The following is a 21,487-nucleotide window of genomic DNA, read 5'->3' as shown; positions in this document are numbered from 1 at the left end:
ATAATGAGTAATCAAGATAATCGTCCAGTGATCTTGACGGGCGACCGTCCTACCGGACAACTCCACCTCGGCCACTTTGTGGGTTCATTACGCTCTCGTGTAGGTCTGCAAGATTCTCACCATCAACACTTGTTACTCGCTGATGCTCAGGCACTCACCGATAATGCCGATAACTTTGAAAAAGTACGTCGCAATATTATTGAAGTGGCAACGGATTATCTGGCTGTCGGTATTGATCCAAGCAAAACCACCATTTGTGTTCAGTCATGTTTACCTGCCTTAAACGAACTGACCATGCTGTACCTCAATTTCGTGACTGTTTCACGTCTTGAGCGTAACCCAACCATCAAATCTGAAATCCAGATGCGTGGTTTTGAGCGTGATATTCCTGCCGGTTTCTTGTGCTACCCGGTGGCTCAAGCTGCCGACATTACGGCATTTAAGGCCACTGTTGTTCCTGTAGGCGAAGATCAGATTCCAATGATCGAACAGACCAATGAAATCGTGCGTCGTCTGAACCGTCAAATCGGTCATGACCTGTTACCAGAATGTAAGGCTCTTCTGTCCAATGTCGGCCGTTTACCGGGTTTTGATGGTAAAGCGAAAATGTCGAAATCTTTGGGCAATACCATTGTGCTGGATGCGACAGATAAAGATATCAAGAAAGCTGTCAATGCCATGTATACCGATCCAAACCACCTGCGCATTGAAGACCCGGGTCAGGTTGAAGGCAATGTAGTATTCACCTATCTTGATGCCTTTGATCCAAACAAAGAAGAACTCGAAGAACTCAAAGCTCATTATCGTCGTGGTGGTTTGGGCGATGGTACGGTGAAAAAACGTCTGGAAGGTATTCTCAAAGAATTGATCGGTCCAATCCGTGAGCGTCGTATTGAACTGGCGAAAGATCCGGATTACATCATGGACATTCTGAAAACTGGTACCGATAAATGTCGCGATATTACCCAAGCGACACTGGATGAAGTTAAATCTGGTCTCGGCGTATTCCATTTTTAAATATAAAATTGCCCTTAAAAGCCCTTCTGATGAAGGGCTTTTTTTATTTAAACTAGAATGCGCATAAATGATGCAAATACCCCCACATAATCTTCATAGTTTTAACCTTATTTAACATGTATTAACATGAATACTGATGAGTCATATGAGAATGCGTCCTATTATAACCATATTCAGTAAGGAATCAGATTTAACTCTCTCCACAGTTAATTTTGAAGTAGTTTGAAAAAACATTCCTTTTTCTACGCAATGACAACCCCAATCATTGCGTTTTTTTTGTCTTTAATTTTTGAGTATATTTTATTTCAAGTATAAAAAAACCCGCCAGAGCGGGTTTTTTGTCTTCAGCACTTAAGCATTTTTATGACGCATATGCGGGAACAGGATTACATCACGGATACTTGCTGCATTGGCAAAGATCATCACCAGACGGTCAATACCGATACCTTCACCTGCTGTTGGCGGTAAGCCATATTCCAGCGCTTCTACAAAGTCTGCATCGTAATGCATCGCTTCATCATCACCGGCATCTTTTTCAGCAACCTGTGCCTGGAAACGCTCTGCCTGGTCGATTGGATCATTTAACTCCGAGAAGCCATTTGCCAATTCACGACCACCGATGAAGAATTCAAAACGGTCGGTAATGTGTGGATTGTGATCATTACGGCGTGCCAATGGAGAAGTTTCCGCTGGATACTCGGTAATGAACGTTGGTTGACGCAATTTAGTTTCTACGGTTTCTTCAAATACCATCGTTTGCAGTTTGCCCAGACCAAAACCTGGCTTCACTTGCTCTTTTAATTCTTCCTGAAGAAATTTTGCCAGGAACTCACGGTCATTGACATTTTCAGGAGTAAATTGTGGGTTATTTTCCAGAATCGCATCGAACATTGAAATCTTCTTGAATGGCCCTTTGAAGCTATATACTTCATCGCCATAAGGCACGTCAGTCGTACCCAAGATATCAATTGCCAGACGCTCCAGCATTTGCTCGGTCAATTCCATCAAATCTTTGTAATCTGCATAAGCCTGGTAGAATTCGATCATGGTGAATTCAGGGTTATGACGCGTAGAAACACCTTCGTTACGGAAGTTACGGTTAATTTCAAACACACGTTCAAAACCGCCAACCACCAAACGTTTTAAGTAAAGTTCTGGCGCAATACGCAAGAACAATGACATATCCAGTGCATTGTGATGTGTTTCGAAAGGACGTGCCGATGCACCGCCTGGAATCACATGCATCATTGGCGTTTCAACTTCCATATAGCGCTTTTCAGTCAGGAAGGCACGAATACCCGCCACAACTTTGGCACGAATTTCAAAAGTTTTACGCGTTTCTTCGTTAACGATCAGATCTAGGTAACGTTTACGATACTTCACTTCCGTATCGTTCAGACCATGGAACTTGTCTGGCAGTGGACGCAGTGACTTGGTCAGTAATTCAAAATGTTCGATATGTACATACAGATCGCCTTTACCTGAACGACCGATATAACCTTCAACTGCAATAATGTCGCCAAGATCCAGACCTTTAATAGTGGCCAGTACATCTGCAGTAAGTTCTTTACGCGCCACATAAAGCTGGATACGACCTGTCATGTCCTGGATCACGATAAATGAACCGCGGTTCAACATCACACGACCGGCAACTTTGACGTAGACCTTTTCGCCTGCTTCAATTTCTTCTTTAGATTTATCAGCGAACTGGTCTTGTAAATCTTGGGCATAATGCTCACGCTTAAAGGTATTCGGCCATGGGCTCTTACCTGTTTCTTTTGCCTGAGCTTCGATTTGCTTTAACTTGGCATGACGCTGTGCAATTAAATCGTTTTCAGAAATGATGGGTTCAGAAGTCGATTGAGCGTTAGTTTGCGTCATCTCTGCCTCGATAAGATTAGTTAAAATGAAGTTGCATAGAATAGCAGAAATCCTTTCCGAATCGTAGCGTAAAGACTCGCCGGAACCCGCTTTTCTTAGGAAAAATCCACTATTCCAAGGTTTGCATGATCAAGTTTGGCCTGCGTATTTAGGCTGGAGATTCGTTTGTCACAGGTTTTGGCAGCTTCGCTTCAGCTCTCTTCGATGAAAGTCTAAACCTCCGCAGATTTAAACAAAATGATACAGCTGCAGACCCCGGGCTTAGACCAATAGCTAAATGCCTTGCGCACCTAGACGTTCTACAATGATGCTCAGATTGAAGATGATGTGCCAATCAACAAATAACCAATATGGCATGTCCCATAAAAATGAGTAATACACTATGTCTAAGATTTTGTTTTTACATGGCTTAGATTCCTCCAGAGAATCCACCAAGTTCCACGCCATTGATGTGGTACATAAATACTGTATCGATGTCGATTACCGAAATCTGAGTTATAGTTCGGTCGCCGAATTTTATCATGAGATGGTTGAAACCATCAAACCGGATATTCTGGTCGGCCACAGTCTTGGTGGTTATTGGGCACTGAAAATGTCACAGGCTTATCAAATTCCCTGTGTGGTGGCCAATCCCATTTTGCAGCCCAACTTCCGAGATGACTATCCGGCTATTTGTCATGGCGATTTACAGCATGATATTCCGCAGTTTGCCTATCTCGAGCTTGGCGATGAAATTCTGGATATGCATGCGATTCAGTCGCTGCTCGAAGACTATATGCAAATCCAGGCGGTGGATGGCGGCCATCATCGCCTGGAGTATCCTGAACAGATCAATACGCTGATCCAGAAAATTGAACATCATTTCATCAGACAATAAAAAAGCCTCTCACTTCAGGGGCTTTTTTATTAATTTATGACTTAAGCAACTGCCGCTTCAGGCTGAGATTTATCGTCCAAAACGGACCAGATATCCAGGCCTAATCCCGCATGCAGGTCAGGAAGATCCAGGAAGATACTTGCACCCAGCACTTCATGCTGACATTTTTGAGCGAGTTCATGGACTGCTTTGAGCGTTCCACCGGTTGCCAGAACATCATCAACAATAATCACTTTCTGGGACTGAACTTCCGCAGACATTTCTAAACGATCCAGACCATATTCCAGGCTATAACCCACGCCAACGACTGGAGGCGGTAATTTGCCTGCTTTACGTACCAATAATAAGCCTTTGCCTGTGCGTTGTGCTAACAGGCTCGCCAACACAAAACCACGCGCTTCAACCGCAACAAAGCTTTCTACTTCTGCCAGTTTTTCAGCAGGAATGCTGGCAATCAAAGCATCAGTCAGCGGACCAATATTGCTCATGAAAAGCGGGGTCAAATCATAGAAGCAAATTCCTGGTTTTGGAAAATCTTGGACCGTACGAATGTGAGACCACAAAGAAGTAGACAAATTGCTCATGGGAGATCTTAAAAAAGAAAAGGAATATAAGAATATTAAACCTATTTCAGTAGCATGGACAAGCCAAGCTGTATAATAAAAACCCAATATCTAATTATAACTTGTTGATTTTATTGGATTGATTTATTTTAAAAATATTTAATCCAGAGTTTACTGATTCTAAATTACCTAAAAATGTGAGTTTTTGCTGCACGACTTTGGTCTATCACCCAAGGTAAACGCGATTTTTTGTCATCGTCAACTGTTGGCAATAGCAAAGCTGATTAGAGGGAATTTCAGATAAAGCAGGAATTTGAGGGCTATTCTGCTGCTAATTTCGCTGATTAAGCTTTTATTCACTTTACTTTCTGAATAGAACTGCGTAAAAATTTAGCCAAATATGTTCACTGTTAAAAAGTCATATTCTTTTAGAGTCTTGCCATTTTGTGGATTTTAAGCTGACGCCTACAGTTGCTCAGTTTTGGAGAGTTACATGAGAAAGTTTCAATGCATCGTATGTGGATGGATTTATGACGAGGCGGAAGGTTGGCCTCAAGACGGAATCGTGGCGGGAACCAAGTGGGAAGATATTCCAGACGACTGGACCTGTCCGGATTGTGGTGTGTCTAAAGTCGATTTCGAAATGATCGAAGTCTAATCACGCCCAGTTAAAGGCCATATCCATATGGTCTTTTTTTATGCCTCTCTATCATTTATACAGCATGGAGCTCTACCATATGGAAACAACTATGCATCCTATCGTCATTATTGGTTCAGGTATGGCGGGTTATGCCGTAGCACGTGAATTTCGCAAGCTCAATCCAGAACATGAACTGCTGATGATTTGTGCTGATGACGCCATCAATTATGCCAAACCGACCCTCTCCAATGCTTTAGCCGGTAAGAAAGCGCCTGAACAGATTGCGCTGGGCGATGCGGCAAAAATGTCAGCGCAGTTGAATATGCAGATTGAACAGCATACTTGGGTCAAAGCCATTCATCCGGAAGATCATCAGCTGATTCTTGAAAAAGAGGGTCAGGAAAGCACGCAATATTATAGTAAACTGGTGTTAGCGGTCGGTGCCAATCCGGTACGTCTGGCCATTGCTGGAGATGCCAGCGATGAAATCCATGTAGTCAACAACCTGAATGACTATAAAGCTTTCCGTAACAACCTGGCAGCACGCAAAGACAAACGTGTGGTGATTTTAGGCGCGGGCCTGATTGGCTGTGAATTTGCCAACGACCTGCAAAATACCGATCATCAGGTCACAGTCATTGATCTGGCGCCTCAGCCGCTTGGCCGTTTATTACCAGAACATGTTGCCACGGCATTCCAGAAGAATCTTGAAGAAACCGGCATTCACTTTGTCTTGGGCACTACGGTCGAAAAAGTCTCTCGCGCTGACAATGGTGATTATCTGGTCACGCTGGCCAACGGTCAGTCTTTGGTCGCCGATGTGGTGTTATCTGCCGTAGGTCTACAGCCGAATATTTCTTTGGCGAAACAGGCAGACATCCATACCAGTCGTGGAGTTTTGACCACTGCACAACTGGAAACCAGTCAGGCCGATATTTATGCCGTAGGTGACTGTGCTGAGGTCAATGGAATCTTGCTGCCTTATGTCATGCCGATCATGCAACAAGCGCGCGCGCTGGCAAAAACCTTAAATGGTGAACATACTGCTGTGCATTATCCGGCTATGCCAGTGGCAGTCAAAACGCCTGCTGCACCCTTAACAGTTTTGCCTGCACCGGTCGATGTTGATGTCAGCTGGGAAACTGAAGATTTTGACGATGGCATGCTGGCTAAAGCGATTGATACCAACGGAACCTTACGCGGTTTCGTGCTTTTGGGCGCCACTGCTGCCAAACAGCGTCTGGCCTTGACCAAGCAGGTTCCTGACTTGATTCCTGCGGCAGTTTAGAGGTTTAATAGCAAGGATATTTTTTAAACAAAATATCCTTTTATTAGGACAGCGACCATGTACAGCCCAGAACAGCTTCATCTTTCCCCTTATACCCCGTTCATGCATGAAACTAAGGTCGATCTTGGTAATGGGATCCAGCTACATGTCGAGGTTGGCGGCAATCCGGAACACCCCACCATTTTGCTGATTATGGGTCTGGGTGGACAAATGCTGTACTGGCCTGATTTCTTCTGTAAATCACTGATTGATAAAGGTTATCATATTGTACGTTTTGATAATCGTGATATTGGCCTGTCTTCAAAAATCCATCACAAAGGTCCACGCCTGAATACCCTGAAAATGATGAGCCGTTTTGTGCTGGGTCTGGGCAATCAGGGTGCACCTTATGATCTGTATGATATGGCTGAAGATGTCAGTCTGCTGATTGAAAAAATGCAGCTGGGGCAGGTCTATGTGCTGGGTGCCTCAATGGGCGGTATGATTGCCCAGATTCTGGCAGCCCGCTATCCGGACAAGGTCAAAAAACTGGGTTTACTATTTACCAGTAATAACCAGCGGCTATTACCGCCGCCCTTTCCCAAGCAGCTTTTTAGTTTGATTGACAAACCGGCTTCAACAGATGAAGATGGCGTTATCGATCATAGTTTGAAACTGTTTAAGATCATCGGCTCGCCAGGTTATGTCAATCATCTGGAAGCAGTGCAGACCGCACGTAAATTATATAAGCGAAGTTACTATCCTGCTGGTGTACTTCAACAGTTTTTAGCAATATTATGTACAGGCTCATTGCTGCAACTGGACAAGCAAATCAAACAAGAAACCCTGGTGGTCCATGGTTCTCGAGATCGATTGCTGCCTCCTAGCCATGGCAAGGCCGTTGCGAAAGCAATTTCAGGGGCTAAATTTGAATTAATTGATGGAATGGGGCATGATATCCCACCGCATTTTATTCCATATCTTAGCGAATTATTTGCTGATCATTTTAAATCATAAACATTAGGACACTATGGCTGCATTACCATCTTTAAGACAGCTGTCATACCTCGTAACACTGTCAGAGACGCTACATTTTACAGAAGCTGCTCGCCGTTCGTTTGTCACCCAGTCAACCTTGTCTGGCGGCATTATGGAACTGGAGCGTTTACTCGGTGGCGTACTTGTTGAACGCGACCGCCAGAATGTTCGTTTAACGCCTCTTGGTGAACAAGTGGTTGCACGCGCACGTGTTCTACTGGCCGATGCTCAGGACCTAATGCGCTTAAGTCGTGAGATGAGTGAACCCTTAACCGGTGATTTGCATCTCGGGATCATTCCAACGATTGCTCCTTTCCTATTATCCCAGCTACTGGACGAAGTGCATAAGCAGTTACCAAAAATCCATTTGCATCTGCACGAAGCACAAAGTGAAAAGATTGTAGAAAAGCTGGAACACGGCAACCTGGATATGGTGGCCCTCGCATTGCCTTTCGATACCCGTGGTCTGAAAGTCGCTGAGATTGCCAAAGAGAATCTGTATCTGGTTTATCAAAAATCTGATCAGCATGCGGCACAAGCCCATTCTCTGGAAGATCTGGATCTGTCTCGCCTGATGTTACTTGAAGAAGGTCATTGCTTGCGTGATCATGCCTTGAGCGCCTGCCCGATTGGTGAGCGTAAAAATGATCATCGCTTAAAAGCCAGTTCACTGCCGACTTTACTCGAAATGGTTTCAGCCAATCTTGGCTTTACCTTGTTGCCTGAAATTGCGATCCATACCAATATGGTGAAAGCCAATCCTGAGATTCAGGTAAAAGCGATCGATTCCGCCCCAAGTCGCACCCTGGCATTGGTGACCCGTAAAAGTACCCCGCTACAAAGCGAGTTTGATGTGTTGTTACAGATTTTCCAGAAAATCACCCAACACAACGCTGCTTGATCTCAACATGATAAAAAGGAGCACACTGGTTGCTCCTTTTTTATATCTTAAATTTAATGTACTGGCCAGAATAAAACGGGTAAAACCTCAAACTGAATATTATTGAAAATATTCTGAGAGGAAATATAAGCAGCCCGAAATGAATATAAGCTCATTTCAGTTAGATCACCATTCTTTAGGATATGCATTTTAGCTGGCTTGATCCACAAACAGATCTATAGCAGAAAGCCAGCTGATCATCCCTAGCTTGAACAGTTATATTCTATTTTTGAAATAAAAAAGAGGCTGAATACTCAGCCTCTGGAAACGCTTAGACTTATTTAAACAGTTCTAGCAAAACACGTTGAGCATTATGCGGTTTTTCACCTTCTTGCGGCTTTGCTCGCACCCAGGTTCCATCACCTTGCAATAACCAGGCTTGCTGGTTATCTTTCAGGTAATTAAACAGACCTTGCTGATAGATACGTTTTTTCAAGGCTTCATCTTCTATCGGGAAACAGACTTCGACCCGGTTAAACAGGTTGCGATCCATCCAGTCGGCACTTGAACAGTAAATACGTGAATTGCCATTATTGCTGAAATAATACACACGGGTATGTTCCAGGAAACGTCCGACAATTGAACGCACCCGAATATTTTCAGACAGACCCGATAATCCTGGACGCAAACTGCAGATCGAACGAATAATCAGGTCAATCTGTACCCCGGCCTGAGAGGCTTCATAAAGTTTATTAATCAATTGCATTTCGGTCAGTGCATTGACTTTGACTATGATATGCGCAGGCTTACCTGCCTGGGCATAGGCAATTTCATTATCGATATAGTTCAGCAACTGGGTATGCAAGGTAAACGGCGCATGCAGCAGCTTTTTCAGCTTGGCCATTTTCCCCATACCGGTCAGTTCCTGGAAAATACGATGCACATCTTCACAGAGCTCTTTGGCAGTGGTGAGCAGACCATAATCGGTATAGATCCGTGCATTGCCGGCATGATAATTGCCGGTTCCTAAATGCACATAACGTACCAACTTATTGTTTTCACGACGAACCACCAGAATCATTTTGGCATGGGTTTTATAGCCCACAATGCCATAGACCACCACTGCACCGGCTTCTTGCAGGACATTGGCCACTTCAATATTAGATTCTTCATCGAAACGCGCACGCAATTCAATGACCGCAGTGACTTCTTTGCCATTACGAGCAGCTTCAGCCAGTACCTGCACAATCTCAGAATCTGGACCACTGCGGTATAAGGTCTGTTTGATCGCCAGTACTTGTGGATCGCGTGCAGCTTCACGTAACAGTGAAATCACCGGCGCAAAAGATTCAAACGGATGATGCAGCAAAATATCCTGCTTTTGCATGGCACTGAAAATATTTTCAGATTTTTTCAGTACTTTGGGAATGACCGGGGTATGCGAATCATAACGTAAATGCGGACGTTTAAAGTTAGACAGTAAGCGGGCCAGATTCACCGGACCGGCAACTTTATAAAGCTGATCCTCATCCAGATCAAATTCATTCAGCAGATATTCATAAATATGCTGAGGGCAGTTCTCCGTCACTTCCAAACGTACGGCGCGGCCAAAACGGCGTGAACTGAGTTCACCTTTGAGTGCCTTGGCCAGATCTTCAACATCTTCATTCAGAGCCAAATCAGCATTTCGGGTAACACGGAACTGATAACAGCCGGTCGCCGTCATACCCGGAAACAGATCAGAAACATGCTCATGGATAATGGCAGACAGCATCACATGATGTTCTTTTCCATCGGTCAGTTCATCGGGCAAACGTACCACGCGTGGTAGTGACCGCGGTGCAGGTACTACGGCCAGATCAATCTGACGACCAAAGGCATCTTTACCTTCCAGCGTCACAATAAAGTTCAGTGATTTATTCACCAGCCGCGGGAATGGATGCGCCGGGTCCAGACTGATTGGTGTGAGGACAGGCGCGACCTGTTCCTGAAAATATTTTTTGACCCAGGCCGATTGTGCCGGAGTCAGCTCACCACGGCGCAAGAAGCAAATATCTTCCTCGCGTAGCTTTGGTAAAATTTCTTCATTTAAAATACGGTACTGATGCTCAATCGCGGCATGCGCAGTTTTAGAAATCTGTTCCATGACCTGCTTGGGTGTAAGGCCATCCGGGCTGCGGCTTTCATTACCCAGATCAAGCTGCTCTAAAATACCTGCGACACGAATTTCAAAAAATTCATCCAGGTTACGCGAGAAAATCAGCAGGAAATTCATGCGTTCAAGCAATGGATGTAAAGGATCGACAGCCTGTTCCAGAACGCGTAAATGGAAGTCTAGGATAGACAGTTCACGATTAATATAGCGATCATTATATGTATATTCGGGCTGTACTGAAGTGGTGCCGGCTGCCGTATTCATATCAAACCTACGTGGATTTAAAATTGTGCTTATCGTTCCAAGTATGCTTCAATTTTATGACAATTTCATAAAAAAAGCCCAAATAATTGGGCTTTCTCTTTAAATAAATATCTTAAGGTAATTCCGCATAACGCATATAACGCTGAATCATCCGCTTACGGGCATTTAAAGCAGAAGAATTACGATGATCCTGAAAATATTTTGGATTGGTAAGAATGGCGGCCAGAAAGATGGCCTGATCCTGGGTCAGGCTTTGCGCGGTTTTACCAAAATAATGTTTGGCCGCTGCCTCTACCCCATAGATATTGTCCCCGAACTCGATCGAGTTTAAATAGACTTCCAGAATCCGCTGTTTTGACCACATACGCTCCATCATCCAGGTAGCAACTGCCTCCTGACCTTTACGTACAAATGAGCGTTTATTAACGAGGAACAGGTTTTTTGCCAGTTGCTGGGAAATGGTAGAGCCACCTGCGACCACTCTGCCTTGATCTCGATTTTTATTCAGTGCATTTTGAATTCCGTCCCAGTCAAAACCATGGTGATGAATAAATTTTCCATCTTCTGCAGTGACAATGGCACGTTTCAGATTCAGGCTGATCTCATCATAAGGCCGCCACTGATGCTGAATCGGTTTGGAAGGTTTTGACCAGTAATCGATCCGCATCATCATGGTGGTATTTACCGGATGGGTTCGCCACCAGGCCAGACTGGCAAAAATCCACAATTGAACCAGCAGAATCACACTGACGATAATTAACATCGTGCGGATCAGAAAGGCTTTCATGTCAGTGCGTTACTCCTGAAAATTTAATTTTTCGTGTTAAGCTTATTCGAAATATACAATCGCAGCAAAAAAATAGCATGTCTGAATACTCTCCGCCTGTTGTACATCGCAAACTTGAAATGCATCTTTGGTGGATCACCGCCATTTTAATCGCGGTCAATGTTGGATTATTTGGCTGGCAGGCCATGCATGGCATGGATGTTACTCAACCGAGTACCCGGGATGCTATTCTCTGGGGTGCAGATTATGCACCTTTAACCTATTTAGCGGAACCCATGCGCTTGTTTAGCAGCATGTTTTTTCATTTTGGCCTGATTCACCTCATGTTGAATATGTGGGCCTTGTATATTTTTGGTAGTGTCGCCGAGCAGCTTTTTGGCCGGATGTATTTTATTGGCCTGTATGTGTGTGCCGGTTTAATGGGCAGTCTGCTCAGTGGCTATATGAATATTCAGGACAGCTATCGCCTGATTGAAGGTGGTGTGGCCAATCCAGCTTTATTGCCTGCGGTCAGTGCCGGGGCCTCTGGTGCCGTGATGGGACTCGGAGCTTCACTCACGGTATTGGCCTTATTGCCGATACTGCCACAACAACGGTTTATTCTGGATAAAAAGACCCTGGTGATGGTAATGGCGCTGAACCTGGCGCTGGGCTTTATGATCAGCGGAATCAACAATGCCGCACATATTGGCGGCATGCTGATGGGAGTTCTTCTTACTTTGTTATGGTACATCGGACAAAAAATGCAGCGTAGCCGCCTGTTCAATCTGATTGCCCTGCTGATTGGTTTCGGTCTCTGCCTGATGCTTTATCAATACAACTTGACCTTAATCGAAGCAATTCGTCCGCTTTGGCAAGACATCCTGAATTTGATGCAGCAACAATTACAGCTGTAAATTTCAGCATGTCTACGCCAGAGATGAATTTTATTGATTCATCTCACGCAAGCTTTGCAAAGGCGGAATGTCCGACAGATAACTGAGACGATAACGGCCAATCAGCGCACATAACACCGTCATGAAGATCGGCAGGATGATCCAGATTTCCCAATGCGGCTGAATCATTAAATCCATTTTATAACTCGCAACTGCGCTAATCACCTCGGCAAACAGACAGGAAACAATTCCGGCGAAAAGCCCGATAAAACCAACTTCCAGACTCATCATGGTTTTCAGTTTCTGCTTGGAACTGCCAAATGACCGTAGCAAAGCCACTTCACGTTTGCGTTCATCCATGAGCAGGTTCAAACAGGCCATGAGCACCAGAAAACCGGAAACACTGACCAATATCGCCAGAATCGTCACGATCTGCACCAGTACATTCACAATGCGTTTAATCTCTTCCAGAATCAGGCTGACATCAATAAAGACCGTATTGGAAAATTGCTGGATCACAGGCACCAGTTTGCCCTTATCTTTCTCCGGTACATAAAAACTGCCCAGATAACTGCCGGCATTGGCATCCATGGTATTCGGGGCAAAGATAAAGAAGAAGTTCGGGCTAAAACTCTCCCACTCGACGGTTCTTAAATTCACCACTTTAGCTTCTAATATGCCTTCGGGCAGACTGAAACTGAGCTTATCTCCAATCTTGATGCCTAACTCTTGCGCAGTATTGGCTTCGACCGATACGGTTCCAACCTGCTTCAAATCCGCGTCACCACTGACAATTACGTTATCTTGTGGATAGCTGTCTGACTGGGTCAGGTTCAGCTCGCGTTTTAAGGTATTGCTGCTTTTAATCAGCTCATCGGTAAAAGGCTGATCATTTTTAGCAACCAGACGTCCGCGGACATTCGGATACAGCGGCGTGCTTTTCCAGCCATTCTGTTCAAGTTGGGCTTTTAGAGCTGGCATATCAAACGGCGGTAAACCATACACAAACTGGTTCGGTGTGCCTTCGGGTAACTGCTGCTGCCAACGATCCAGCAGATCTGTTCGCAATACAGCTAAGACCGTAATCAGGCTCAAACCTAAGGCCAGAGCGGTAATTTGTAAGGCCGTCTGAGAGGGTGTTCTGACATAGGCTGACAGATTCAGCTTCAGATTTCGCAGCAGTTTCAATAACACCCATACCGTCAGATACAGCACCGCACATAACACAATAATTGCGCCTATCACCCAGGCGGTCAGCTGCAGATTTTCGGTTAAAATCACGCTAAAGATGATCAGGCTCAGCGTTCCGGTCAGCAGCATCCACAGCATGGATTGCACTGATTTTTCCTGTTGGCGGATCACCCGAATCGGCGGTGTATTCAGCAGTTGCAATAAGCTCGGCATCACAAAACCGAGGAGCACAACCGCACTGGTCAGCATGGCTACCGGCAATGGTCCAAGCAACATCGCAATGGCAGAAAATTCAATCTGCAAATTCGGAATCAGCTGCAACATCAACTGTAACAGGCCATAACCCAGACCAATCCCGACCACGGTACCAATCAGCATGGCAATCAGTAGCACCATGCCCAGCAAGGCCAGATAAGCGGACAGAATTTGCTGTTTGGTCGCACCAATACAGCGCATCAAGGCAATATGATCCTGATTCTGCTGTACATAACGCTGCGCGGTTAAGGCTATAGCAATTCCGCATAATAGAATGGTCAGAATATTCGCCAGTTGCAGGAAAGTGTCCAGATTGGCAATCGGCTTCATTAAGCGGGTATTGCCTTCACTGGCATTACGTAACTTGAGACTGCTTTGCTCCTCAAACTCCTGCCCTTGTACGTCTGCTGACGTTTCAGCCGAGCCGTTTGCTGACTTGACCTGCTGTTTAAACAAGGTTTCATATTCTTGAGTATTGTCTGGAAAACCAGCCATGAGTAAGCGATATTCAATCCGGCTCCCCACCTGAATGGCATTGGTTCGTGCGACATCTGCCTGGGAAATAATGACGGTGGGTGAAAATCCGGAAAATCCAAGCTCCTGATTGGAGTCCTGTTTTATCTTGGCAGTAACTTTAAATGCCGCATCGGCAATATTGAGCTGATCTCCCAGTTTGACTTTGAGCAGGTCCATGGCCCGTGGACTGAGCCAGATTTCACCGGATTGAATCGAGCTTTTTGCCGGTTGCACCTGCAGTTCGCCACGCAAGGGAAAAGCCTGGTCAATCGCTTTGACATTGACCATGACAAACTGTTCATCGGTATGGGCCATGCTGCTGAAAACAGTGACTTCTGACTGCTTTAAATCCAGCTGCCTGGCCTGATCACGCCACTGCTCCGGCAAAGGTTCATTGTCTGAAAGTACCAGATCAGCGGCCAGCATTTCGGCTGCCTGCAAGGCGACCGCATTTTGGATCTGTTCGTTGCTAAACTTGAGCGCAGTTGTCGCACTGATTGCCAGCGTTAAGGCAATAATCAGCAGATAAATTCCGGTGGTTTTAAAGCTTTGAGTCAGTAAAGGGCGAAATAACGGGTTCATCTCATCCTCCACTCGGGTGTTCAATCAACTGACCATTCAGCAATTCAAAATGCCGCTGACACTGCTGCGCCAGTTTGCGGTCATGTGTGACCAGCACCAACGTCGTCCCCAGTTCCCGATTCAGCTGAAACAGCAATTGTTCAATTTCTTTGGCGGTTTCGCCGTCGAGGTTGCCCGTGGGTTCATCGGCAAAAATAATTTTCGGTTCACTGACCAGCGCCCGGGCAATCGCCACACGCTGTTGTTCCCCGCCAGAGAGCACTTTCGGCGTTTGCTGTGCCTGTCGATCCAGACCGACTTTATGCAGTAGTGCCAAGGCCTTTTGCTCGGCTTCCGCATATTTGAAACCCGGTTGCAGGCGTAATGGCAGCATCACATTTTCAAGTGCAGTCAGGTGCGGCAAGAGCTGAAAAAACTGAAAGACAAAACCGATATTTCTCAACCGTACCAGCGCACGTTGTTCTTCATTCAAATTAGATACCGATTCACCACAGACTATGAGCTGACCTGAACTGGCCTGATCCAGTGTCGCCAGAATACCCAGTAATGTGGATTTCCCGGAACCGGAACGACCGGTGATCGCCACCTGCTCTCCGGCCTGAATCTCCAGGTCAAGATCCTCAAAAATTGTCAGCTGTTTTTGTGAAAGTTGTATCTTTTGTGTCAATTTATGGGCAGAAATAATAGCCTGTGGCATGATGGTCGAATCGTGGCTGCTTTGAATCATACGTGTCCTATATGAAAGATCTTAATCAGAAAACTTGGCTATGGCCTTACTTGTTTTTGCTCAGCCTTTGCCTGTTACCGCTTGGGGTTTCAGCAAAGACGATCATGATTTTAGGTGATAGTTTAAGTGCAGGTTATGGTATTCAACCCCAGCAAGGCTGGGTACATTTATTACAAAAGCGTTTAGACCAACAGTATCCGAAACAGCATAAAGTGGTCAATGCAAGTGTCAGTGGTGAAACCACCAGTGGGGCGCTGGCCAGACTGCCGAAACTGCTACAGACGCATCGCCCAGACCTTGTGGTAATTGAATTAGGTGGCAATGATGGCTTACGCGGACAGCCGCCGCAAATGATTCAAAAAAATTTAGCCAGCCTGATTCAACAGAGCCAGAAAGCCAAGGCCAAGGTCATCGTATTTGGCATGAAGATGCCGCCTAATTACGGACAGGCGTATAGCAAGGCCTTTGAAAATAATTATAAAGTAGTGAGCCAGCAATATAAGGTGAAATTGTTACCGTTCTTTATGCAAGGTGTAGCCGGTAATAAAACCCTGATGCAAAAGGATCTGATTCATCCCAATGCCAAAGCGCAGACGATCCTGTTAAATAATGCTTATCCATATATTAAAGGCGCTTTATAAAGCGCCTTTAAATTATTTTAGAATGTATTTAGATGAATCGTGCTTAGAAATCGAAGAACAATACTTCACCAGTTTCCAGTGAGTATTCAGCGCCCACCACTTTTAATTTGCCTTGTGCAATCAGGTTTTCCAAGACTGCTGAGCCATGACGCAACTGATTTACCGAAGCAAATACGTTTGAACGTACCGCATGCTTGGACAATTTTGCCAAGTCATTTTTCAGTTCAGTTTGCATTAAGGTTTCAACAGAAGGACGTACGCGGTTCACAATTGACATCAGGTTTGCCGATGGCGGACAATCCGGACACATCAAGGTATCAATAGTGGCTTTAATCGCGCCACAGTGACTATGACCTAACACGACCACAATCGCGCAGTCATAACGTGCCGCGGCAAATTCAACACTGCCGACCTGGGATGGTGCAACAATATTGCCTGCAACACGAATTACGAAAAGATCGCCGAGACCCTGATCAAAAACCATTTCGGCTGGAACGCGCGAATCTGAACACCCCAAGACAATCGCAAACGGATTCTGATCCTCTGCCATTTCTGCGCGCTGTTGGTGGCTAAGTTGTTTTGGATGCGAAGTATCGCCGCTTACAAAACGCTGGTTACCTTGTTTAAGACGTTCTAAAGCTTCTTGAGCTGTAAGCATTCTTTTCTATCACCGATGTTTTAGTTGTAATATCTTACTGCCAGTTTTTTTGAATGTCACTTGCAAAAAATTTTAGCTGATTAAATTTTTAGCATTTATTTAATTCCATTTCAGAAAGGATTTTGTGTGCAATCCATCACAGTTTTGAGTCATTCAATGCTGTTCAGCAAAAAACTAATGGGTGACAAGCTCAAGGATTGATTTAGAATAGAGTGAAGAATAAAGTTTTTATTCGAATGAAAATTGCAAATTTACAACATGGAAGTATTTTGATGGAGCATTTTGCTCACTGGGTTTGTTTTGGGGGAAAGGCCAATGAAGAAAATAATAAAGTTGCGCTCGAAAATAATCTGCTCGACCTTAGTCGCGTTAACAATGGCATTGCCGAGCTTCTCGCATAGTCAGAATCTGTTTAGCCAGAAAAATGAAACATCTGCCCAGGTATTGCAGCAGCATCTGTTACAGGAACGTAACCTTGCCAGACTCCAATCCAAGACCCTTAAAATTGGTGATGTGACCTGGAGCTATAGTGAAGGCGGTGCCAAAAACAAACCGTCCATTCTACTGATCCATGGTCTGGCCGGTACCCGCGACAACTGGAACCGGGTCGCCCAGTTTCTGACTCCCTATTATCATGTCATTATTCCTGATTTGCCAAGCAACGGCGATACCAAAGTCCCGGACAATTTTGATGTTTCTGTGCACAATGTGACTTCTCAACTGCGTTTATTCATCGAAACCTTAAATGTAGACGAGAATTTACATATTGCCGGACACTCCTTAGGTGGCTCGATTGCCACGGTTTATGCCTCGCAATACCCTTTCGATACGCAAAGCCTGTTTTTAATCAATAGCGCCGGTCTTTACAAAATGGGCAATACGCCCTATACCAAAGACCCCCATGCCTTAAAAGACCTGATCGTCAGCAAGCCCGGTGATCTGCGAGATGTATCCAGACAGCTAATGCAAAACCCGCCGGTAATTCCTTATCAGCTGCGACATGCACAGGAAAAACTGCTGATTTCTCGTGCTGAACAGACCAGTAAATCGATTGATCAGGTCGTGATGCTGAACCGGATTTATACACCGGAAACCTTTGCCCGCCTGACTCGCACAGTTGAAGCACCGACCTTGATTTTATGGGGCAGACAGGACCGAATCATTAATGTCGAAGTGGTCAAAGAACTGCATGCGCTGTTGAAACGTGCCGAAAAACCGGTGATCCTGAATAATGTCGGGCATATGCCGATTCTGGAAGCGGAAAAACAGGTCGCACAACATTATTTGCCTTTTCTGGCCAAGACGCAGATCCTAAAAAACCCGCTTGCTGATAAACTCATTCCTTTAAATTAAGTTTCAGAGATGTTATGCAGAAACACCCGATGATTGAGCAGTTGATCGATGCTCAACTTGATTTTCTCGATCAGGCATTTTCTCAATCTGAAACCATTCAAAGTGAGTTTCATGCGTTTTATTTGTGGTTGCGTAAACAGAATTTAAAAGAGCTATGGAGCTGTGAACTGATTAATCAGCTTCTGCAAAAACAGATTCTGGACACTGCCGCCAGCACCTTTCTGATTGAACAGATTGCTGAGCATATCCGTTTTGCACTGGTACATCCGGCCAATGATACGACTACAATTGCCGATGTGATTCCAGTCCTGACAATCGATAACATCGCCCAGTATGTGGCGAGTAAAAGCGGCCATCGTCAGCGCCTGATTAAAACTGTGGTGAATAATCCGGCATTTTCAGCCATGATCACGCAATTGATCCAGCACTCCATTCAGGATTATCTGGATAATTCAGTGATTGCTAAAAGTGTACCCGGAGTTTCCCGCTTTATGAAAATGGGCAAATCGGTACTGGAAAATGTCACTGACACCAATCTGGACAGCACCATTGCACGTTATCTGCAAAAGAATATCCTGAAGCTGAGCCAGATGAGTGAACATGTGCTCAACCAGCATTTTGACGATGAAAAGCTTTATCATTTTCAGGCCAATCTCTGGCATAAAATCAAAGACATGCCGGTAGCGGTATTGAAGAATTATATCGAACTTCAGGACCTGAATCAGACAGTCGCCTTAGGTCATGACATCTGGGGTCACCTACGCCAGACCGACTATCTACAGCAGCAAGTGCGTGATGGAATTCATACCTGGTATGTCCGCAATCAGGATCATAATTTTGATCAGTTACTTCGTGATCTGAATATTAATGAAGCTTTAATTCAGAATGAATTACAGGAATTGCTTAGTCCGGTGATTCAGCAGATGGTTACGCAGGGTCATTTACGTGAGCGTGCGCGTTGCTATTTGGAGCAATTTTATTATTCTGAAAATACCTTAAAAATATTAAATATATAAAGATAAAAAGCCGCTTCGAGCGGCTTTTTTACATGCTCAGATTAGAAACTATAGGTCAATCCGGCAAATACCTGCTGACGGTCCAGATAATAATCATTTGAAGCATTTGCCAGTTTTTTATCAAATAAATTAGTTAAGCCGCCCCGAACAGTGACCTGATCATTCACTTCATAATTTGCAGACAGATTAAATACGGTATGTGGCTTTTGCATCACCACTGTATCTTCAGCACTTGCTGTATATTGCTCACCGGTATATTGCGCTGCCAGTTCCAATGAAAGCGGATCAGTTGGCGTCCAGTTTAGTGCGCTATAAACTGACAACTCTGGAATCGTTGAGAGATTCTTGCCTGTCACTAAATTTTTTGACTCAAAATAATAGGTTGCATTGGTTTTCCAGCTCAAATTATCTAAAAGTGGCAATGCTACACTTGCTTCCAAGCCCCGTACACGCGCTTTTTCAGCATTTTGATACTGGGTCCACCACACCCCATTTATTTCCCCTAAAGCGCGATATTCAATTTTATTTTTAAAATCTGTATGGAAATAGGTTAAACCAAGATCAACTTCATTTTGAGCAAAATTAAATCCAATTTCATAGTTGGTACTTTCTTCAGGCTGCAGGTCAGCATTACCGGCCATATAACATCCGCCCGATACATAACCCAGAGGCTTAAGTGAGGTACATCCATTCCCCCCTGAACGGGTCGCTGCACCTGCAGTATTTTCTTTTAATGAAGGCGCTCTAAAGCCTTGAGCTACACCACCTTTAATGGTTAATGCATCATTTGGCTGCACCACCAAATAAGCACGTGGACTATTATGGGTACCAAATTTATCATGGTGATCAAACCGGTTACCCAGGGTTAAATGGACTTGATCATTAAAAATAAGTTTATCTTCGATAAACAGCGCCCAAGTGTCCCCTTCTAGCTCTGAACCATATTCATTTCCGTCATAACTTGGAATAGAAAGCCCAATATTACGTGTATTGATCAGCTCTTCTGATTTCCATTGACCTCCAACCGTAGCAATATGCTCAACACCTAACTGAAACGGAATATTGAGATTACCTTCTACAATGCTTTCCTTGGATTTTTGTGTGGTCGGCCCAGTCTCTGTCACCTGGCTCTGATCATAATCATTGTAGTAAGCCGTAATTTTTGAATCACCGAAATCCCACTTGGCATCATGTGACAAGGAGATTGAACGGTGTTCTAACTCTGATGGACCCCATGCTAATACAGCCTGCTCTTTGCCATCCACCACCTGTGGTGTAGTAGATGGGTTGTCTTGCTGCAATCCATAGCCCAGTTCTAAAGACAAGCTATGAATATCGTTTGGCGTATAATCAAACTTTAAATTCGCATTTTGATCACGGCTGCCCGATTGTCCAGTTGCCTTGCTTCCCGCCATTCCAGGAATATTACGATCAGAGATTTGATAGCCTTGATCGGCTTCCTGTTCAGTGATTCCGACTGTCGCACGCATACCTAGCGTATCGGTTAAAGGGCCATATCCCACTAGTCCTGACTGGATGGTTCGGCCCAGATCAGAAGATGTCGTCGGCATGGTATGGTTCAAGGTAAAAGCCCCTGCCCATTCTGAAGGGATTTTTTTGGTAATGATATTGATCACTCCCCCCATCGCATCAGAACCATATAAAGAAGACATGGGGCCACGTACGACCTCAATGCGTTCAATCATTTCTGGTCTGACCCAGTTCAGATCTTGATGACCCAGGTTTGCACGGTAGTTAGTATCCTTAGATGAACCTACCCGTTTGCCGTCAATTAAAATCAGCGTGTAATTTTCAGGCATCCCACGTAATTGAATTTTTGAGCCCGCACCATTTGAACTCAGCCCCCCTGTTACCCCAGGTACCCGTTTCAAGATATCTGCCAGGCTTGAAACGGGTTGTTTTTGAATTTCTTCGGCAGTAATGACACTAATTGAAGCTGGCGCAGATTTAACATCAACTGCCTGTCCACTCGCAGTCACCACAATCGTTTGTAACTTGGTCGCATCAGTCTGTACTACTCCCTCTTTTTCTTCATTAACCTGGTCCTGCGCTTGCACTGAAACAGTCATTGCTGTGAATACTGCAAAAGCTAAAGTTGTTTTTAAGAAGGGCTTGTTCATACCTTGCGCGTCCTAATAGTTATGAAGAGATCATGTTTATTCGGTTGCGAAGTGTAACAGCTTCCCGCTTAAATGCAATTGCTATTGATAATTATTATTATTAATATTCACTAAATTTCAAACCGGATATAAAAAAACCTCGAAAGTTCGAGGTTTTTTAGAA

Annotated in this window: 18 protein-coding genes; 10 read left to right on the top strand and 8 right to left on the bottom strand. The window is 44.6% G+C overall.

Features of this window, described 5'->3' with window-relative positions; genetic code table 11:
* The first annotated feature begins 3 nt into the window (after positions 1-3).
* Positions 4-1,017 (top strand): tryptophan--tRNA ligase, encoded by a 1,014-nt coding sequence (gene trpS, locus KUG37_RS02570; RefSeq protein WP_216934040.1) that lies wholly within the window; start codon positions 4-6, stop codon positions 1,015-1,017.
* A 351-nt stretch (positions 1,018-1,368) separates the two neighbouring features.
* On the opposite strand, the gene lysS is transcribed toward trpS, so the two are convergent.
* Positions 1,369-2,898: a lysine--tRNA ligase gene (gene lysS, locus KUG37_RS02565; RefSeq protein WP_216934038.1), complete on the bottom strand. Its 1,530-nt coding sequence runs from the start codon at positions 2,896-2,898 to the stop codon at positions 1,369-1,371.
* 382 nt (positions 2,899-3,280) lie between these two features.
* Between lysS and KUG37_RS02560 the strand changes: the two genes are divergently transcribed.
* Positions 3,281-3,775 carry a YqiA/YcfP family alpha/beta fold hydrolase gene (locus KUG37_RS02560; protein ID WP_216934037.1) on the top strand — a complete coding sequence of 165 codons (495 nt, stop codon included), beginning with the start codon at positions 3,281-3,283 and terminating at the stop codon, positions 3,773-3,775.
* Positions 3,776-3,816: 41 nt separating this feature from the next.
* Here KUG37_RS02560 and KUG37_RS02555 read toward each other — a convergent pair whose 3' ends face one another.
* Positions 3,817-4,359, bottom strand: coding sequence for an adenine phosphoribosyltransferase (locus KUG37_RS02555; protein ID WP_216934036.1), 543 nt, complete (start codon positions 4,357-4,359; stop codon positions 3,817-3,819).
* A gap of 472 nt (positions 4,360-4,831) precedes the next feature.
* On the opposite strand from KUG37_RS02555, the gene rubA reads away from it, so the two are divergent.
* From rubA to oxyR, 4 genes are all read left to right on the top strand, one after another.
* The gene (gene rubA, locus KUG37_RS02550) at positions 4,832-4,996 is read left to right on the top strand and encodes a rubredoxin RubA (RefSeq protein ID WP_004279415.1); all 165 of its coding nucleotides are present in this window, start codon (positions 4,832-4,834) and stop codon (positions 4,994-4,996) included.
* 91 nt (positions 4,997-5,087) lie between these two features.
* Positions 5,088-6,266, top strand: coding sequence for a rubredoxin reductase RubB (rubB, locus tag KUG37_RS02545; RefSeq protein ID WP_216934108.1), 1,179 nt, complete (start codon positions 5,088-5,090; stop codon positions 6,264-6,266).
* Between the two features lie 57 nt (positions 6,267-6,323).
* Positions 6,324-7,262 (top strand): esterase EstB, encoded by a 939-nt coding sequence (gene estB, locus KUG37_RS02540; RefSeq protein ID WP_216934035.1) that lies wholly within the window; start codon positions 6,324-6,326, stop codon positions 7,260-7,262.
* Between the two features lie 13 nt (positions 7,263-7,275).
* Positions 7,276-8,184, top strand: a complete 909-nt coding sequence (gene oxyR, locus KUG37_RS02535; protein ID WP_216934034.1) for a LysR family transcriptional regulator OxyR — start codon at positions 7,276-7,278, stop codon at positions 8,182-8,184.
* Between the two features lie 316 nt (positions 8,185-8,500).
* Here oxyR and ppk1 read toward each other — a convergent pair whose 3' ends face one another.
* Both ppk1 and mtgA read right to left on the bottom strand, forming a co-directional pair.
* The gene (ppk1, locus tag KUG37_RS02530) at positions 8,501-10,582 is read right to left on the bottom strand and encodes a polyphosphate kinase 1 (protein WP_216934033.1); all 2,082 of its coding nucleotides are present in this window, start codon (positions 10,580-10,582) and stop codon (positions 8,501-8,503) included.
* A gap of 112 nt (positions 10,583-10,694) precedes the next feature.
* Positions 10,695-11,369, bottom strand: coding sequence for a monofunctional biosynthetic peptidoglycan transglycosylase (gene mtgA, locus KUG37_RS02525; protein ID WP_216934032.1), 675 nt, complete (start codon positions 11,367-11,369; stop codon positions 10,695-10,697).
* 77 nt (positions 11,370-11,446) lie between these two features.
* Between mtgA and KUG37_RS02520 the strand changes: the two genes are divergently transcribed.
* Positions 11,447-12,265, top strand: a complete 819-nt coding sequence (locus KUG37_RS02520) for a rhomboid family intramembrane serine protease (RefSeq protein WP_216934031.1) — start codon at positions 11,447-11,449, stop codon at positions 12,263-12,265.
* A 30-nt stretch (positions 12,266-12,295) separates the two neighbouring features.
* Here KUG37_RS02520 and KUG37_RS02515 read toward each other — a convergent pair whose 3' ends face one another.
* Together KUG37_RS02515 and KUG37_RS02510 are read right to left on the bottom strand one after the other, a co-directional pair.
* Entirely contained in the window at positions 12,296-14,788 is a 2,493-nt protein-coding gene (locus KUG37_RS02515; protein ID WP_216934029.1) for an ABC transporter permease, read from the bottom strand.
* A 1-nt stretch (position 14,789) separates the two neighbouring features.
* The gene (locus tag KUG37_RS02510; RefSeq protein ID WP_216934027.1) at positions 14,790-15,515 is read right to left on the bottom strand and encodes an ABC transporter ATP-binding protein; all 726 of its coding nucleotides are present in this window, start codon (positions 15,513-15,515) and stop codon (positions 14,790-14,792) included.
* A gap of 11 nt (positions 15,516-15,526) precedes the next feature.
* Between KUG37_RS02510 and KUG37_RS02505 the strand changes: the two genes are divergently transcribed.
* Positions 15,527-16,156 carry an arylesterase gene (locus tag KUG37_RS02505; protein WP_216934024.1) on the top strand — a complete coding sequence of 210 codons (630 nt, stop codon included), beginning with the start codon at positions 15,527-15,529 and terminating at the stop codon, positions 16,154-16,156.
* A 43-nt stretch (positions 16,157-16,199) separates the two neighbouring features.
* Here KUG37_RS02505 and KUG37_RS02500 read toward each other — a convergent pair whose 3' ends face one another.
* A complete protein-coding gene (locus KUG37_RS02500; protein ID WP_004279404.1) occupies positions 16,200-16,814 on the bottom strand; it encodes a carbonic anhydrase in 615 nt (204 codons plus the stop codon).
* A gap of 315 nt (positions 16,815-17,129) precedes the next feature.
* Between KUG37_RS02500 and KUG37_RS02495 the strand changes: the two genes are divergently transcribed.
* Positions 17,130-18,167 (top strand): alpha/beta fold hydrolase, encoded by a 1,038-nt coding sequence (locus tag KUG37_RS02495; RefSeq protein ID WP_216934023.1) that lies wholly within the window; start codon positions 17,130-17,132, stop codon positions 18,165-18,167.
* Between the two features lie 14 nt (positions 18,168-18,181).
* Positions 18,182-19,183: a hypothetical protein gene (locus KUG37_RS02490; RefSeq protein ID WP_216934021.1), complete on the top strand. Its 1,002-nt coding sequence runs from the start codon at positions 18,182-18,184 to the stop codon at positions 19,181-19,183.
* Positions 19,184-19,224: 41 nt separating this feature from the next.
* Here the strand turns inward: KUG37_RS02490 and KUG37_RS02485 are convergent, their stop codons facing one another.
* On the bottom strand, positions 19,225-21,324 hold the full coding sequence (locus tag KUG37_RS02485) for a TonB-dependent receptor (protein ID WP_216934018.1): 2,100 nt from the start codon (positions 21,322-21,324) through the stop codon (positions 19,225-19,227).
* Positions 21,325-21,487 lie beyond the last annotated feature (163 nt).

The sequence above is a fragment of the Acinetobacter sp. BY419 genome (assembly GCF_019038395.1).
Classification (GTDB): Bacteria; Pseudomonadota; Gammaproteobacteria; order Pseudomonadales; family Moraxellaceae; genus Acinetobacter.
This window is presented reverse-complemented; position numbering and strand designations above follow the sequence as displayed.

Excerpts from the sequence above, each read along its gene's own strand:
- KUG37_RS02490 (WP_216934021.1), top strand. The coding sequence starts at position 18,182 with ATGCAGAAACACCCGATGATTGAGCAGTTGATCGATGCTCAACTTGAT.
- KUG37_RS02515 (WP_216934029.1), bottom strand. The coding sequence starts at position 14,788 with ATGAACCCGTTATTTCGCCCTTTACTGACTCAAAGCTTTAAAACCACC.
- trpS (WP_216934040.1), top strand. The coding sequence starts at position 4 with ATGAGTAATCAAGATAATCGTCCAGTGATCTTGACGGGCGACCGTCCT.
- rubA (WP_004279415.1), top strand. The coding sequence starts at position 4,832 with ATGAGAAAGTTTCAATGCATCGTATGTGGATGGATTTATGACGAGGCG.
- lysS (WP_216934038.1), bottom strand. The coding sequence starts at position 2,898 with ATGACGCAAACTAACGCTCAATCGACTTCTGAACCCATCATTTCTGAA.
- estB (WP_216934035.1), top strand. The coding sequence starts at position 6,324 with ATGTACAGCCCAGAACAGCTTCATCTTTCCCCTTATACCCCGTTCATG.
- KUG37_RS02520 (WP_216934031.1), top strand. The coding sequence starts at position 11,447 with ATGTCTGAATACTCTCCGCCTGTTGTACATCGCAAACTTGAAATGCAT.
- KUG37_RS02560 (WP_216934037.1), top strand. The coding sequence starts at position 3,281 with ATGTCTAAGATTTTGTTTTTACATGGCTTAGATTCCTCCAGAGAATCC.
- ppk1 (WP_216934033.1), bottom strand. The coding sequence starts at position 10,582 with ATGAATACGGCAGCCGGCACCACTTCAGTACAGCCCGAATATACATAT.
- KUG37_RS02510 (WP_216934027.1), bottom strand. The coding sequence starts at position 15,515 with ATGATTCAAAGCAGCCACGATTCGACCATCATGCCACAGGCTATTATT.
- KUG37_RS02495 (WP_216934023.1), top strand. The coding sequence starts at position 17,130 with ATGAAGAAAATAATAAAGTTGCGCTCGAAAATAATCTGCTCGACCTTA.
- KUG37_RS02555 (WP_216934036.1), bottom strand. The coding sequence starts at position 4,359 with ATGAGCAATTTGTCTACTTCTTTGTGGTCTCACATTCGTACGGTCCAA.
- KUG37_RS02500 (WP_004279404.1), bottom strand. The coding sequence starts at position 16,814 with ATGCTTACAGCTCAAGAAGCTTTAGAACGTCTTAAACAAGGTAACCAG.
- rubB (WP_216934108.1), top strand. The coding sequence starts at position 5,088 with ATGCATCCTATCGTCATTATTGGTTCAGGTATGGCGGGTTATGCCGTA.
- oxyR (WP_216934034.1), top strand. The coding sequence starts at position 7,276 with ATGGCTGCATTACCATCTTTAAGACAGCTGTCATACCTCGTAACACTG.
- mtgA (WP_216934032.1), bottom strand. The coding sequence starts at position 11,369 with ATGAAAGCCTTTCTGATCCGCACGATGTTAATTATCGTCAGTGTGATT.
- KUG37_RS02485 (WP_216934018.1), bottom strand. The coding sequence starts at position 21,324 with ATGAACAAGCCCTTCTTAAAAACAACTTTAGCTTTTGCAGTATTCACA.
- KUG37_RS02505 (WP_216934024.1), top strand. The coding sequence starts at position 15,527 with ATGAAAGATCTTAATCAGAAAACTTGGCTATGGCCTTACTTGTTTTTG.